The sequence below is a fragment of the Streptomyces sp. NPDC007971 genome (assembly GCF_042958635.1).
GTDB lineage: Bacteria > Actinomycetota > Actinomycetes > Streptomycetales > Streptomycetaceae > Streptomyces.
The window spans coordinates 167,958-182,723 of sequence record NZ_JBIBJK010000022.1; the positions used below are offsets into that span (position 1 = coordinate 167,958).

Below are 14,766 nucleotides of genomic sequence, written 5' to 3' on the forward strand. Positions count from 1 at the left end.
GCTCACCCCATTCCGGCGGCGGTCAGCACCGCCCGCCTGGTCAGCACCCGCGCGAGGTGCTCCCGGTATCCGGGCGAGGCGGACAGGTCCTGCGACGGGTGCGTGCCCTCGGCCGCCGCCTCGGCGGCCCGGGCCACGGCCTCGGGACCGTCGGCACCCGCCAGTGCCTGCTCGGCCGCCGTGGCCCGCAGCGGGGTCGCGCCCATGTTGGTGAGTCCGATGCGCGCCTCGGCGACGTGCCCGTCGGTGCGCCGCACCAGCGCCGCCACGCCGACGATCGCCCAGGCCTGGGCGACCTGGTGGAACTTCTCGTAGTGGAAGGTCCAGCCGTCGGTCTTCGGCACCCGCATCTCCACGAGGAGTTCGTCGGGCGCGAGGGCCGACTGGAGGTAGTCCACGAAGAAGTCCCGGGCCGGGATGGTGCGCCGCCCGCCCGGCCCGGCGGCGACCAGTTCACCGTCCAGGGCCAGCATCACCGCGGGCAGGTCCCCGGCCGGGTCGGCGTGCGCGAGCGAGCCGCCCAGGGTGCCTCGGTGCCGTACGGCGGGGTCGGCGACGGTGGCCGTCGCGGCCGCCAGCAGACCGGCGTGCCGGCGCACCAGCGGGTCGTGGAGCACGTCGTGGTGCGTGGTGAGCGCACCGATGACGAGGGTGTCGCCGTCCTCGCGGACGCCGCGCAGACCGGGGATCCGGCCGACGTCCACGACCAGCTCCGGGAAGGCCAGCCGCAGGCGCAGCAGCGGCAGCAGACTCTGCCCGCCGGCCAGCACCTTCCCGTCCTCGCCCGCGTCCGCGAGCGCCCGCACCGCCTCCTCGACGCTGTCCGGCCGGGCGTACTCGAATGCCGGGGGAATCATGCCGTCGCCTCCTTCACGGCTCGCCACACCCGCTCCGGGGTGCAGGGCATCCGTACGTCGTGCACGCCCAGCGGCCTGAGCGCGTCCACGACGGCGTTGACGACGGCGGGTGTCGAGGCGATCGTCCCGGACTCGCCGACGCCCTTGACCCCCATGGAGTTGGAGGCCGCCGGGGTCTCCGTCCGGTCGGTCACGAAGTCCGGCAGGTCCGCGGCCGACGGCACGAGGTAGTCGGCCATGGTGCCGGAGACGAGGTTGCCCTCGCCGTCGTACACGGCCTCCTCGAACAGGGCCTGCGCGATGCCCTGCGCGATGCCGCCGTGCACCTGCCCCTCGACGATCGTCGGGTTGACGACCCGGCCGACGTCGTCGACGCAGACGTAGGACCGGATGCGGGTCGCACCCGTCTCGGTGTCGACCTCGACCGCGCACAGGTGGGTGCCGTGCGGGTAGGAGAAGTTCTCCGGGTCGACGAGGGTCTCGGCATTGATGGACGGCTCGACGCCGTCGGGCAGGTCGTGCGAGGTGAACGTCTCGAACGCGACCTCCTGGATGGTCCTGCGCGCCTCCGGCGAGCCCTTCACGGAGAACACGCCGCCGGTGAACTCCAGGTCCTGCTCGCTCGCCTCCAGCAGGTGCGCGGCGACCTTCCGGGCCTTCTCGACCACCTTGGTCGCCGCCCGGTGCACGGCCTCGCCGCCGACGGCCAGCGACCGCGAGCCGTAGGTGTCCATGCCCTGCGGGGCCGACTTGGTGTCGCCGTGCAGGACTTCGACGTCCTCGAACGGCACCCCGAGCACGTCGGCCGCGATCTGGCTCCAGCAGGTCTCGTGCCCCTGCCCGTGCGGGCTGGTGCCGGTGACGACCTCGACCTTGCCGGTGGGCAGCATGCGGATGCTCGCCGCCTCCCAGCCGCCGGCCGCGTATCTCAGATCGCGCAGCACCCGGCTCGGGGCGAGCCCGCACATCTCCGTGTACGTCGACACGCCGATGCCGAGGCGTACGGGGTCGCCGCGCTCGCTGCGCTCCCGCTGCTCGGCGCGCAGCTCGTCGTACCGGAACAGGGCGAGCGCTTTCTCCGTCGCCGCCTCGTAGTTGCCGCTGTCGTAGGTGAGCCCGGCGACCGTGGTGTACGGGAACTCCTCGTGCCGGATCCAGTTCCGTCGCCGCAACTCGATGGGATCCAGGCCGAGTTCGGCGGCAAGCTCGTCCATGATCCGCTCGATGGCGAAGGTCGCCTCCGGGCGTCCGGCGCCGCGGTAGGCGTCGGTCGGCGTGCGGGTGGTGAAGACGCCGGTGCAGGTGAAGTCGTAGGCGTCCGTCTTGTAGATCCCCGAGTACATGAACGCGCCGAGGATCGGGATGCCCGGGGTGACGAGCATCAGGTAGGCGCCCATGTCGGCGAGCAGGTCGACCTTGATGCCGAGCAGCCTGCCCTCGCGGGTGGCGGCGACCTCGATGTCCTGGATCATGCCCCGGCCGTGATGGGTCGCCAGATAGCCCTCGGAGCGGGACTCGGTCCACTTCACCGGGCGGCCGAGCCTGCGGGCGACCGCGAGCGCGAGGGCCTCCTCGCCGTAGACCTGGAGCTTGGAGCCGAAGCCGCCGCCGACGTCCGGGGCGATCACCCGCAGCTTGTGCTCGGGGATCCCGGTGACCGTGGCCAGCATGATCCGCAGGATGTGCGGGATCTGGGTCGCCGAGTAGACCGTGTACTCGCCGGAGGCGGCGAGCGGCGTGACGACGACCGCGCGCGGCTCCATGGCGTTGGGGATGAGCCGCTGCTGGTGGTAGCGGCGCTTGACGGTGACATCGGCGCGCTGCCGTACGGACGCGAAGCTCTCGCCGGTGGCGAGCGGCCAGGTGTAGCAGCGGTTGGTGCCCTTGTCGGCGTGGACCAGCGGGGCGTCGTCCGCCAGTGCCGCCTCCAGGTCGAGCACCGGGGGCAGCGGGTCGTAGTCGACCTCGATCGCCTCCAGCGCGTCGGCCGCCGCGTACCGGTCGCGGGCCACCACGACGGCCACCGGGTCACCGGCGTAGCGGACCTCGTCGACGGCGATCGGAGGGTGGTCGGGATGCACGATGTCCTCGGTCACCGGCCAGGCGCAGGGCAGCGAGCCCAGCCCCTCCGCCAGGTCGGCGCCGCTGAACGCCGCTACGACACCGGGGCGTTCGAGGGCCGGGGAGACGTCGACGCGAGTGATGCGGGCGTGAGCCATCGGGCTCCGCAGGACGGCCAGGTGCAGCAGTCCGGCCACCTGGATGTTGTCGGTCCAGTTGGTCTGGCCCGTGATCAGGTGCGCGTCCTCCTTGCGCAGGCGGGCGCGGCCGACCTCGTGTTCGACGGCCTGACCGGTCATGCCGTGACCTCCTCGCCGACCTGCTGCCCGGAGGCGGCGAGCACCGCGCGGACGATGTTCTGGTAGCCGGTGCACCGGCAGAGGTTGCCTTCCAGGGCCTGGCGGACCTCGTCGGAGGTGGGGTGCGGGTTCTCGCGCAGCAGATCGCGCGCCGCCATGATCATCCCGGGTGTGCAGTACCCGCACTGCAGACCGTGACGCTCGTGGAAGGTGCGCTGCAGCGCCGTCCACTCGCCGTTGTGCGCGAGCCCCTGGACGGTGGTCACCTCGCCTCCGTCCGCCTGTACGGCCAGCACCGAGCAGCTCTTGACGGTCGCCCCGTCCAGATCGACCGTGCACGCGCCGCAGTTCGAGGTGTCGCAGCCGATCGGGGTGCCGGTCAGGCCGAGGCGGTCGCGCAGGTAGTGGGCCAGGAGCAGACGGGGTTCCACGTCGTCCTCGTAGGCCGTGCCGTCCACGTTCACCTTGATGTGGGTCATGTGCCCTCCAGGCCGTGCGGGCAGGAGCGAGGGGAAAGCGGGATGGGAACGGAGTAAGTCGGTAATAGCGTGATGATGTAGGTCACTCTATGACTGCGTTCCGGCGACGGCGAGTGCTGCCGCGGTTTTTGTTGAGCGTTAATCCATTGCTCTCGCGGGGGCGGCCCTGCTGCACTGCTGCGACCCGATGTCACACGGAGAGGACCCGAGATGCGCACTGCGTGCATGTCCACCCAGGAAGGAACCCCACCCATGCCGAAGGACATCACGCTCAGTGCATCTGCTCAATCTTGGAATTCTCGCGCACGTAGACGCCGGTAAGACCAGCCTGACCGAACGGCTGTTGCACACGGCCGGAGTGACCGACGAGATCGGCAGCGTCGACGCGGGCAGCACCCGGACGGACACCCTGGCGCTGGAGCGCCGGCGCGGCATCACCATCAAGTCGGCGGTGGTGTCCTTCCCGCTGCGGGGAGTGACCGTCAACCTCATCGACACCCCCGGTCACCCCGACTTCATCGCCGAGGTGGAGCGGGTGCTCGGCGTGCTCGACGGAGCCGTCCTGGTCGTCTCGGCCGTCGAGGGCGTCCAGGCGCAGACCAGGGTCCTCATGCGCACCCTGCGGCGGCTGCGCATTCCCACCCTCGTCTTCGTCAACAAGATCGACCGGCGCGGCGCCCGTGGTGAGGCCGTGCTGCGGGAGATGGCGCGCAGGCTGGCCGTACCGCTCGTGCCGCTGGGCAGGGCCGCCGGGCTCGGCACCCGTGCCGCCCGCTTCGTCCCGGGCCTCGGCCCGTCCGCCCTGGACGTGCTCGCCGATCACGACGACGACCTGCTCAGTGCCTATGTGGACGGCGGTGTCCCCGACGTCCGTCTGCGCACCGCCCTCGCCGCCCAGACCCGGCAGGCCCTGGTCCACCCGGTCGTCTTCGGGTCCGCCATCACCGGCGCCGGAGCGGACGCGCTGATCACCGGCATCGAGCGGCTGCTGCCCCGCGCCGGCGGCGACCCGGACGGCCCCCTGTCCGGCACGGTGTTCAAGGTCGAGCGGGGCCCGGCGGGGGAGAAGATCGCCTACGCGCGGATCTTCTCGGGCACCCTGCACGTCCGCGACCGCATCCCGTTCGGCACCGCCCGCGAGGACGATCTGACCGGCCGGGGCGACGACGCCGGGAACGGCCGGGAGGGCGCCGGGACCGGCCGGGAGAAGGGCGGGGGTGCCTCGCAGAAGGGCGGGAGTGCCTCGCGGCAGGGCGGGGGCGGCCCGCGGGAGGGCAGGGTCACCGCGCTGACCGCCTTCGACGCTGGTGCCGACGTCCGGCAGGACGCCGTCGGGGCGGGCCGGATCGCGAAGGTGTGGGGCCTCGGCGCCATCCGGATCGGCGATGCGCTCGGTGTGCCCGGCAGGGCGTACGAGCACCACTTCGCGCCGCCGACCCTGGAGACCGTCGTCGTCCCGTGCCCGGGCACGGACCGGCGGTCCCTGCACCTCGCGCTGACCCAGCTCGCCGAACAGGACCCGCTCATCGGTGTCCGCCACGACGAGCGGCGCGGGGAGACCTCCGTCTCCCTCTACGGCGAGGTGCAGAAGGAGGTCGTCCAGGCCACCCTCGCCGAGGAGTACGGCCTGGACGTGAGCTTCCGGGAGACCACCACCCTGTGCATCGAGCGGCCGGCGGGCACCGGATGCGCCGTGGAGTTCAACAAGAAGGACCCCAACCCCTTCCTCGCCACCGTCGGACTGCGCGTCGATCCGGCCCCGATCGGCTCGGGCGTGCGGTTCCGTCTGGAGGTGGAGCTGGGCTCCATGCCGTACGCCTTCTTCAAGGCTGTCGAGGACACGGTCCGCGAGACGCTCGGCCAGGGGCTGCACGGCTGGCAGGTCACCGACTGCACCGTCACCATGACCCACTCCGGCTACTCGCCCCGGCAGAGCCACGCCCACCAGGGATTCGACAAGAGCATGTCGAGCACCGGCTACGACTTCCGGGGGCTGACCCCGCTCGTCCTGATCGAGGCGCTGCGCCGGGCGGGCACCCAGGTGCACGAGCCGATGCACCGCTTCCGCGTCGAGGCCCCGGCGGACACGCTGGGCGCCCTGCTGCCGGTGCTCGCCCGGCTGGGGGCGGTGCCGGAGAGCGCCGGCGCGCAGGGGCCGGCGGTCCTCCTGGAAGGCGTCGTCCCCGCCGCCCGGGTCCATGGGCTGGAGCAGCGGCTGCCGGGTCTCACCCGGGGCGAGGGGGAGCTGGAGACCGCCTTCGAGCGCTATGCGCCGGTCACCCGGGGCCCCACCCCCGAGCGGCCGCGCACCGACCACAACCCGCTCGACCGGAAGGAGTACCTGCTGAACGTGACGCGCAGGGTGGGCGACTGAGGCGGACGGAGAGTCCGGCCCGCATCCGGGGCTCTGACCGACAGTCAACTTACCCATGAGTCAGGAGTATTGACGTCATCCGAGGGTCGCCGGATTGTGGTGTCCATGTCGAGCATTCGGGTGCGTCTGCTGACCGTGCTGGTCGTCCTCTGCGGATTCCTGACGGTGGCGGGCGCCCCGCCCGTCGCCGCCGTCACCCCCGCCGTCCCCTCCGGCTCCCTCTGGTTCGACGGCACCCCGCTCACCGTCCGGGGTGGCCGCTTCCTCGACGGGGAGGGCCGTGAGGTTGTGCTGCGCGGCTACAACGTCTCCGGCGAGACCAAGCTGGAGGAGAACAACGGCCTGCCGTTCGCCTCGGTCGCCGACGCCCGCACGTCGGCGACCGCTCTGCGCGCGCTGGGCGGCGGCAACGCGGTCCGCTTCCTGCTCTCCTGGGCGCACGCGGAACCCGTCCGCGGCCAGGTGGACACCGCCTACCTGGGCGCCGTCACCGAGCAGCTGCGGGTCTTTCTGGACGCGGGCATCCGGGTCTACCCCGACTTCCACCAGGACCTCTCCTCCCGGTACCTGTTCGACGCGGGCAGCTGGTACACGGGTGACGGCGCCCCCGGGTGGGCCGTGGATGCCGGGAACTACCCCCAGGAGTACTGCGGCATCTGCCTGTTCTGGGGCCAGAACATCACCCAGAACGCGGCCGTGCAGCAGGCCCAGTACGACTTCTGGCACAACGCCCACGGTCTGCAGGACGCCTTCCTCACCACGGCCCAGGCGGCCATGACCTACCTCCGGCAGCACCTGAGCGAGGACGAGTTCGCGGGTGTCGTCGGCTTCGACCCGTACAACGAGCCGTATGCGGGCAGCTACGACTCCGGGCAGACCTCCCGCGCCTGGGAACGCGACCTGCTGTGGCCGTTCTACGGGAGGTTCCGGGCCCGCATGGACGCCGCCGGCTGGCAGGACAAGCCCGCCTTCGTCGAGCCGAACCTCTTCTGGAACGCCAACATCTCCACCCAGAGGCAGGAGGGCGGACTGCTGGACGCGGGCACGCTCGGCCCCGACTACGTCCTCAACACGCACTTCTACGACCAGAAGGCCATCTCCGGCATCCTGATGTGGGGCAAGGCGGCCGACGGGCAGTACGCCTCCGACTTCGCGGCCGTCCGGGACCGCGCCTCGGCGGCCGGCACCGCAGCCATGGTCAGCGAGTTCGGCCATCCGCTGTCCGGCACGGTGTCCGACAAGGCGCCGACCGTCCTGAAGGCGATGTATCAGGAGCTCGACTCCCGGGTTCCCGGCGGGAGTTGGTGGACGAACCCGGCCGCCTCCGGCCCGGTGCTCTCCGGCTCCCAGTGGCAGTGGGACCTCTACAGCGGCCGTCATCACGAGCTGATGAACGGAAACCCGGACAAGGTCTTCACCTCGGGCGACGGCTGGAACGGCGAGGACCTCTCCGCAGTGAAGCTCGACGGCTCGGGGAACGCGGCCCTGCGCCAGGACGCCCGGCTGCTGGACCGGATCTACCCGAGCGCCACCGCAGGCACGACCCTCGCGTTCACCTACGAGGACCGCTCCCGGGACGGTTCGGCCACCCTGACCTGGAACCCGGTGCCGAGTACGCTGCCCGACGTGGCACGCCTGGTGGGCTCGGGCCGGTACGGGCTGCTGGTGTGGCGCTCCGGCAGCGGCACCGCCCCCACCGAGCTGCATCTGCCGGCCGGCTTCCCGGCCACCGCCACCACCGTCGTCTCCGACCTGGGCACGGTCCACGGACCGCCCGCCTACACGCCCTCCACTCCCGTCGGCGTGGCCCCCGAGCCGGGCGGCACCGGCAGCCGCCGGCTGCTGATCACCGACACGGACTCCGGGGTCCTGCACTACGCACTGGTGACCAACGGGGCGACGGCGCCCTCGGCAGACCTCCTGGGCGCGGCGGGGTCCGAGCTGGCCGCGTGGGCGGCGGCGCACTTCTGACGGCGGCACGGCCTCCGGGGTGAGTGGGGGCATCCCGGAGACCGTGGTCCGAGTGGTCCGGGTGGTCCGCGTGACCCGTGCGGCCGCCCCGGACCGTCGATCGCCGGCCCGATCGTCAACCGCCGGCCGAAGCCGTCAACCGTCGGCCGGCCCGGTCAACCGCCGGTCGGACCGGTCCAGTCGGCCTGGACATGTCCCAGCCGGACCCGCTGCGGATGGTCGCCGACCGGGACCGACGTTACCTTCCGTCCCGTGGCGAAGTCGATGGCCGTGACCTGGTCGGCGCCGCTCTCGGAGACGATGCAGTCCTTGCCGTCGCCGCTGACCGTGGCCCAGTACGGCTTGGACGCGGGGACCAGCGGGCCCTCCTGGAGGGTGGCCCGGTCGACCACCGTGGCGTAGTCGTCCATGGTGCCCGCGACGCACAGCTTGGTGCCCTCGGGATTCATCGAGATGCCGTGGTGGCGCGAGTCGTTGACCCAGGTGGTGCGGTCCTCGCTGGTCGCCGGGTTCTTCGGCAGCGTCTTCACCCGGGTGATCTTGTCGGCGGCCACGTCGTACTCCAGGAAGCCGTTGAAGAACGACACCTGGAAGTACAGCTTCGACTCGTCGGGGGAGAAGACGGCGGGCCGCACCGCGTCGGAGAAGTCCTTGAGCCCGATCGCGTCCAGTCGCTGGCGCATGTCGATGACCTTGACCTGCTTGTACGTCGTCGCGTCCACGACCGTGATGTGCCGGTCGCCCTTCGTCCAGTCCCAGACCGGATCGTCCAGGGCGGTGTTGACGTCCCCGATGGACATGTTCCAGATGTACTTGCCGTCCTTGCTGAAGATGTTCTCGTGCGGCTTGTCACCGGTCGCGAACGACCCCAGCTGCCTGCCGGTGTCGATGTCCAGGACGTGCACGGTGTTGGCGGTCGAGGCGGAGACGGCGACCCGGGTGCCGTCCGGCGAGACGGCCATGTGGTCCGCGCGGTAACCGGCCACCGGGAAACGCCAGTTGAGCTTTCCGGTGGCCAGATCGATCGAGACGACGTCCGCGAAGCTCGGGCGGGAGACGACGACCGACTTTCCGTCCGGGGTGGAGTACATGTCGTCGGCGAACTGGTCGTGGCCCTCGCCGACGCTGTTGCGGATCGCCATGAAGTAGATCCACTTGACGGGATCCGCGTTGATCTCGGCCATCCGCTGGTCCTTGTCGGGGACGACGTTGATGCGGCCGACCTTCGCGAAGTCGCCGGAGGACTTGATGACATCGGCGGTGCCGTCCCAGTTGTTGCCGACGAACAGCACCTCGCGCAGACCGGAGGCGCCGGACGCGGCGGAGGCCGCTGAGGCGGCGGTCGCCGGGCCGGCGACGGTCAGGACGAGGGCGGCGGCCATGGAGCACAGGTGCCTGGTTCTGGAGGCAGGCATGACTGCTCTCTTTCCTCGGGGAAATCTGAACACGACTGGATTCACAGTGGACTTACTGAAAAGTAAGGAGGGGGTGACCTTCTCGACAAGATGTGTGCACGACAAGATTGGGCCACCGGTGGGTGACAAAGGGGGAAGCGTGACAGGCAGGCTCAAGGCGCCGACGGGCCGTTATGGCGGCCGGTCCGCCGAGGAACGGCAGGCGGAGCGGCGTCGCCGGTTCCTGGACGCGGCGCTGCAGCTGTTCGGGGACAGCCCGGGCTACCGCACGGCGACGGTCGCCGCGCTGAGCCAGGCGGCGGGCCTGTCCACCCGGCAGTTCTACGAGGAGTTCCGCACCCTGGAGGACGTGCTCGCCTCGCTGCACCTGGAGGTCAACGACTGGGCGGAAGGGGCGGTGCTGGACGCGCTTGCTGCGGCCGAGGGGCTGCCGCTGGCCGAACGGGTCGCCGTGCTCTTCCACGCCTACGCACGCGACGTCACCTCCGACCCGCGGCGCATCCGCATCGCCTTCGTGGAGATCATCGGAGTCAGCCCCCGCCTGGAGGAGCAGCGGCTGGCACGCCGTGCCCAGTGGGTCGCCCTGATCCGCGCCGAGGCCGACGCGGCGGTGGCCCGCGGGGAGGCGGCACCCCGCGACTACCACCTCGCGGCCACGGCCTTCATCGGCAGTGTCAACGGTCTGCTGCACGACTGGAGCACCGGCTGGGTGGACGCGAGCCTGGACGAGGTCGTCGACGAACTGGTCCGCCAACTGCTCGGCACCCTGCGGCCGGAGGGCTGGCGGCCGGAAGCCGCCTGACCCTCTGCGCCCCCGCCCGGTCGCGCCGCCCGCCCCTGCCCGGCCGCGCCGGCCGGGGCGCCTCGGCCGGGGCTCGCCCGGCCCGCGGGCGCGCACCGCTCGACGCGCGCGATCGGCCCGGAGCTGTTGTGCTGGACCGAGGGGCCCGTCGTACCCGTTTTCCGGAGAAGCGCATGAGTACGTACCGAGTCGCGCAGGTGACCGCCCCGAACGGCACGTTCGAGCTGGTCGACAGAGAGGTGCCGCAGCCCGGGCCCGGGCAGGTGAGGATCGCCGTGGAGGCCTGCGGTGTCTGCCACAGTGACGCCCTCTTCGTGAGCGATGCACTACCGGGCGTGTCGTTCCCCGAGGTACCGGGACACGAGATCGCCGGGCGGATCGAGGAACTCGGCCAGGGCGTGCGGGAACGGGGCTGGCAGGTCGGCGACCGGGTGGCGGTCGGCTGGTTCGGCGGCAGCTGCGGCCACTGCACGCCCTGCCGCACGGGCGACTTCATCGTGTGCCCGAACCTGAAGGTCCCTGGGTGGGCCTACGACGGGGGCTTCGGCGAGAAGGTGATCGCGCCGATGGACGCCCTGGCCCGGATCCCCGAGGGGCTCGCGGCGAGCGATGCCGGACCCATGGCCTGCGCGGGCGTGACCACGTTCAACGGACTGCGGCGCAGCTCCGCCCGGCCGGGCGACCTGGTCGCCGTGCTCGGCCTCGGCGGCCTGGGGCACTTCGGGGTCCAGTACGCGGTCGCCATGGGCTTCGAGACCGTGGGGATCGCCCGCGGCCCCGAGAAGGCCGACTTCGCCAAGCAGCTGGGCGCCCACCACTACGTCGACAGCACCTCCCGGACCCCGGTCGCGGAGGCGTTGCAGGCCCTCGGCGGTGCCAAGGCCGTCCTGGCCACCGCCGGGAACTCCGAGGCCATCACGGCCACCGTGGACGGCCTGGCCCCCCGCGGCGAGCTGGTCGTCATCGGGGCGGACACCGCACCGATGGGCATCAACCCGGCCCAGCTGCTGCTGGCCGGCCGGATCGTCCGCGGCCACCCGTCGGGCACCTCGCAGGACGTCGAGGACACCATGGCGTTCAGCGTCCTGCACAACATCCGCCCGACGACCGAGCACGTACCGCTGGAGCGCGCGGGCGAGGCCTACGACAAGATGCTCGCCGGCAAGGCCCGCTTCCGCATGGTGCTCACCAGCGACTGAGGCGTTGGCCGCCCAGCCCGTTCACCGCCTCCAGCACCGGCATCACCCCGTCCTCCGCCCGGATCCGCACGCCGAGCGCGCGGGCCCGCTCGCCGTACGACGGGTCCCGCGTCGCCCGCAGCAGGGCCGTGGACAGGGCACCGACGGTCAGTCGGCGCAGCGGGACGGCGGCGGGGGCGACGCCCAGGGCGACGAGCCGGGCGGCCCAGAACCCCGCGTCGAACTGGACCGGGACCGGCACGGCCGGCACCCCGGCGCGCAGCCCCGCCGCGGTCGTGCCCGCACCGGCGTGGTGGACCACGGCGGCCGTCCTCCCGAAGAGCGCCGCGTGCGGCACCTCGCCGACGGTCAGCATGTCGTCGCCGTCGGCCGCAAGGCCGCCCCAGCCGCGCTGGATCACCCCCCGCAGCCCGGCCCGCCGCAGCGCTGCGACGATCCGCGCGCTGAGCCGGTCGGCGTCCGGCACGGTCGCGCTGCCCAGCCCGACGAACACCGGGGGCGGACCCGCGTCGAGGAAGTCGAGCAGTGCGGGCGGGAGCCGGGTGGCGGTGTCGTGGGGCCACCAGTAGCCGCACACCCCGAGGCCGGGCCGCCAGTCCCGTGGCCGGGGCACCACCAGCGGGCTGAAGCCGTGGTGCACGGGCCACAGCAGCCGCTCCCGGGCGCGCCGTGCGGTGCCGGTGCGGACCGGGGGCAGCCCGAGCCGGGCGCGGACCGCGGGCACGGTGCCGGCGAAGACATGCTCCACCGCGAGGTTCACGCCATGGCCGGTGAGCCGGTTGCCCGGGGCTCCGAAGGAGCCGCCGCCGAGCACGGGCGGGGCGAACTCCCGGGTGGGGGCGATCGGCTGGAGATAGACGCCCATGCTCGGAAGCCGCAGTCCCTCGGCGACGGTGTGCCCGAGCGGCGCCAGCGAGGCCGACAGCAGCAGGACGTCACTGTCCCGCGCCGCCGCCACCAGGTCGTCGGTCATCCGCCCGACCAGGCGCCGGGCCAGTTCGACGACGCGCACCAGCTTTCCGGCGCCGCTGGTGCTGCGGTGCAGCCCTCGGCCCCGCGGGGACTCCAGTTCCGCGCGCGGATCGACCGGGAGCGCGTGGAAACGTACCCCGGAGCCCGCCACCAGGGGCTCGAAGCAGCCGTGCGTCACCAGGGTGACCTCGTGCCCGGCCCGGACGAGCCGGTGCCCGAGGCCGGTGTAGGGCGCCACGTCGCCCCGCGAACCCGCAGTCATGACCGCAATGCGCACGACGGCCAGTATGCCCGGATCGCGGCCCGCTCAGCCCAACGCCCCGGCCCCGCGAGCCGACTTCACCGCTCGGTCGGCCCGGGCCGCGGACCCGGCCCTCGCGGGTCGCGGACCCGGTCGGCCCGTGTCCCCGGCTCAGCCGACCTGTGCCACGGACTCGGTCGGGCCGCCTCCCGGCCTCGGCCCGTGTCCCGGCCTCGGCCCGTGTCACGGCCTCGGCCCGTTCACGGACTCGGCCCGCTTCACAGAATCAGCACGAGCGCAGCGGACGCACCTCCCAGGCCGAGGGCGAAGGCGGCCTCGCCCCAGCCGCCCTTGCCCCAGCGGAAGAAGCGGTCGAGGGCGAGTCTGCCCGGGCCGATGGCGGCGATCGCCAGAGCGGCGACGGTGATGCACACGCTGTATTCGACCCCGCCGCTCGTCTCCCACAGACCATGGGCGCCGGAGACGGTCGCCATGGCATTGATCATCACGCCGATGAGGGTGGCGGCAGCGAGCGGTGTGAGCAGCCCGAGGGCCAGGCCCAGGCCCCCGAGGGACTCGGAGAGGCCGCAGATCAGGGCGAACAGTTTTCCCGGGCGGTAACCGAGCGCCGCGAACCCCTTCCCGGTCGCGTCCAGACCGTTGCCCCCGAAAACACCGAACAATTTCTGAGCACCGTGCGCGGCCATCAGTAGACCGAAAGTGAGCCTGAGAAGCAAAAGCCCCGCGTCCGCCGCGTACGAAGCCGGCACAGTGGCCCGGGGCGCCGGTGAGTCCTCTGGATTCACCGGACGGTACAAAATGCGCTGGGCAAGCATGGCACTGCTCCCGTAGGGACGGCTGAAGCGCCGGCCGACACCGCCAGTCACTTCGCGACGAGCGCTTACTCACCCATATACGAAGAAGCGACTGCCGGGGATTGCTCCCACCGCGACCGGCCTTCACCCCGCGGTGGGACCGGGGAATGCACGTGCAGGGCGGCCGCCGTGCACATGGATTCCCCGGCCGGCGCCCCTCAGGTGGCGGCCAGCACCAGCAGGCCCGTCGCCGCCAGCACGGCAGCGCCCAGAACGCAACAGGCCACCAGGCGCTGCCGGAGCGCCCGGTACCTGCTCTCGTACGTGTGCCGCAGTTCCTCGGCGCGTTCGGCGGTGTGCCGCCACGAGGTGCGGGCCAGCGTCAGGTACTCCGTCTCGAAGTGCCGTTCCAGGTCGTCGCGTTGGGAGTCGGTGAGCCAGCCGAGGCGGGAGGCGACCCGGGCCGCCGCCGTACGGCCCTCCTCCCGTGCGGCGGCGAGCAGCAGATGCCCCTCGATCTCCTGGACCAGCGTGCGCTCCTTCCCGGTGCTCACCGCGCGGTCAACTCCCGCTCGGGCGAAGCCACCTCGGGGTGGTGCAGGTCGAACGCCGGCGACTCGCTGCGGATACGCGGAAGCGTGAGGAAGTTGTGCCGGGGCGGCGGGCACGAGGTCGCCCATTCCAGTGAACGGCCGTAGCCCCACGGGTCGTCGGTCTCCACCTTCTCGCCGTACTTGGCGGTCTTCCAGACGTTGTAGAAGAACGGGAGCAGGGACGAGCCGAGCAGGAACGAGAAGATGGTGGAGACCGTGTTGAGCGTGGTCAGCCCCTCGACCGCCAGATAGTCGGGGATGCGCCGCTGCATGCCGTTCACGCCCAGCCAGTGCTGGACCAGGAAGGTCCCGTGGAAGCCGATGAACAGCGTCCAGAAGGTGATTTTTCCGAGGCGCTCGTCGAGCATCTTGCCCGTCATCTTCGGCCACCAGAAGTGGAAGCCGGCGAACATCGCGAACACCACCGTGCCGAAGATGACGTAGTGGAAGTGGGCCACCACGAAATAGGTGTCGGAGGTCGGGAAGTCCAGCGGCGGCGAGGCCAGCATCACTCCGGTCAGCCCGCCGAGGACGAACGTCACCAGGAAGCCCATCACCCACAGCATCGGTGTCTCGAACGACAGACTGCCGCGCCACATCGTGCCGATCCAGTTGAAGAACTTCACACCGGTCGGTACGGCGATCAGGAAGGTCATGAAGGAGAAGAACGGCAGCAGCACACCGCCGG

12 protein-coding genes are annotated in these 14,766 nt (G+C 71.8%); 4 read left to right on the forward strand and 8 right to left on the reverse strand.

Annotation, left to right across the window (positions count from 1 at the left end; genetic code table 11):
• Positions 1-2: 2 nt before the first annotated feature.
• The 3 genes from ACFZCP_RS36530 to ACFZCP_RS36540 are packed head-to-tail and all read right to left on the reverse strand — an operon-like array spanning position 3 to position 3,696.
• Positions 3-857 (reverse strand): FAD binding domain-containing protein, encoded by an 855-nt coding sequence (locus ACFZCP_RS36530; RefSeq protein ID WP_391437049.1) that lies wholly within the window; start codon positions 855-857, stop codon positions 3-5.
• On the reverse strand, positions 854-3,217 hold the full coding sequence (locus ACFZCP_RS36535) for a molybdopterin cofactor-binding domain-containing protein (protein ID WP_391437053.1): 2,364 nt from the start codon (positions 3,215-3,217) through the stop codon (positions 854-856). Before ACFZCP_RS36535 ends, ACFZCP_RS36530 begins: the two co-directional genes overlap by 4 nt.
• Entirely contained in the window at positions 3,214-3,696 is a 483-nt protein-coding gene (locus ACFZCP_RS36540; RefSeq protein WP_391437058.1) for a 2Fe-2S iron-sulfur cluster-binding protein, read from the reverse strand. The genes ACFZCP_RS36535 and ACFZCP_RS36540 overlap by 4 nt, the downstream gene beginning before the upstream one ends.
• Before the next feature lie 274 nt (positions 3,697-3,970).
• Between ACFZCP_RS36540 and ACFZCP_RS36545 the strand changes: the two genes are divergently transcribed.
• Both ACFZCP_RS36545 and ACFZCP_RS36550 read left to right on the forward strand, forming a co-directional pair.
• Positions 3,971-6,070, forward strand: coding sequence for a GTP-binding protein (locus tag ACFZCP_RS36545; RefSeq protein WP_391437062.1), 2,100 nt, complete (start codon positions 3,971-3,973; stop codon positions 6,068-6,070).
• 105 nt (positions 6,071-6,175) lie between these two features.
• Entirely contained in the window at positions 6,176-8,041 is a 1,866-nt protein-coding gene (locus ACFZCP_RS36550; RefSeq protein ID WP_391437065.1) for an endoglycosylceramidase, read from the forward strand.
• A 155-nt stretch (positions 8,042-8,196) separates the two neighbouring features.
• On the opposite strand, the gene ACFZCP_RS36555 is transcribed toward ACFZCP_RS36550, so the two are convergent.
• Positions 8,197-9,456, reverse strand: a complete 1,260-nt coding sequence (locus ACFZCP_RS36555) for a YncE family protein (RefSeq protein ID WP_391437070.1) — start codon at positions 9,454-9,456, stop codon at positions 8,197-8,199.
• Between the two features lie 139 nt (positions 9,457-9,595).
• Between ACFZCP_RS36555 and ACFZCP_RS36560 the strand changes: the two genes are divergently transcribed.
• Positions 9,596-10,258, forward strand: coding sequence for a TetR family transcriptional regulator (locus ACFZCP_RS36560; RefSeq protein WP_391437074.1), 663 nt, complete (start codon positions 9,596-9,598; stop codon positions 10,256-10,258).
• Positions 10,259-10,431: 173 nt separating this feature from the next.
• Positions 10,432-11,457: an alcohol dehydrogenase catalytic domain-containing protein gene (locus tag ACFZCP_RS36565; RefSeq protein ID WP_391437079.1), complete on the forward strand. Its 1,026-nt coding sequence runs from the start codon at positions 10,432-10,434 to the stop codon at positions 11,455-11,457.
• On the opposite strand, the gene ACFZCP_RS36570 is transcribed toward ACFZCP_RS36565, so the two are convergent.
• The 4 genes from ACFZCP_RS36570 to ACFZCP_RS36585 all read right to left on the reverse strand — a co-directional run.
• A complete protein-coding gene (locus ACFZCP_RS36570) occupies positions 11,444-12,691 on the reverse strand; it encodes a nucleotide disphospho-sugar-binding domain-containing protein (RefSeq protein ID WP_391437134.1) in 1,248 nt (415 codons plus the stop codon). The two genes, ACFZCP_RS36565 and ACFZCP_RS36570, sit on opposite strands and share 14 nt — an antisense overlap.
• Positions 12,692-12,948: 257 nt before the next feature.
• Positions 12,949-13,506 (reverse strand): DoxX family membrane protein, encoded by a 558-nt coding sequence (locus ACFZCP_RS36575; RefSeq protein ID WP_391437082.1) that lies wholly within the window; start codon positions 13,504-13,506, stop codon positions 12,949-12,951.
• 197 nt (positions 13,507-13,703) lie between these two features.
• Positions 13,704-14,039 carry a hypothetical protein gene (locus tag ACFZCP_RS36580; protein ID WP_391437085.1) on the reverse strand — a complete coding sequence of 112 codons (336 nt, stop codon included), beginning with the start codon at positions 14,037-14,039 and terminating at the stop codon, positions 13,704-13,706.
• Positions 14,036-14,766, reverse strand: a 731-nt coding sequence (locus tag ACFZCP_RS36585; RefSeq protein ID WP_391437090.1) for a cbb3-type cytochrome c oxidase subunit I, incomplete at its 5' end; no start/stop codon positions are given. The genes ACFZCP_RS36585 and ACFZCP_RS36580, both read right to left, overlap by 4 nt.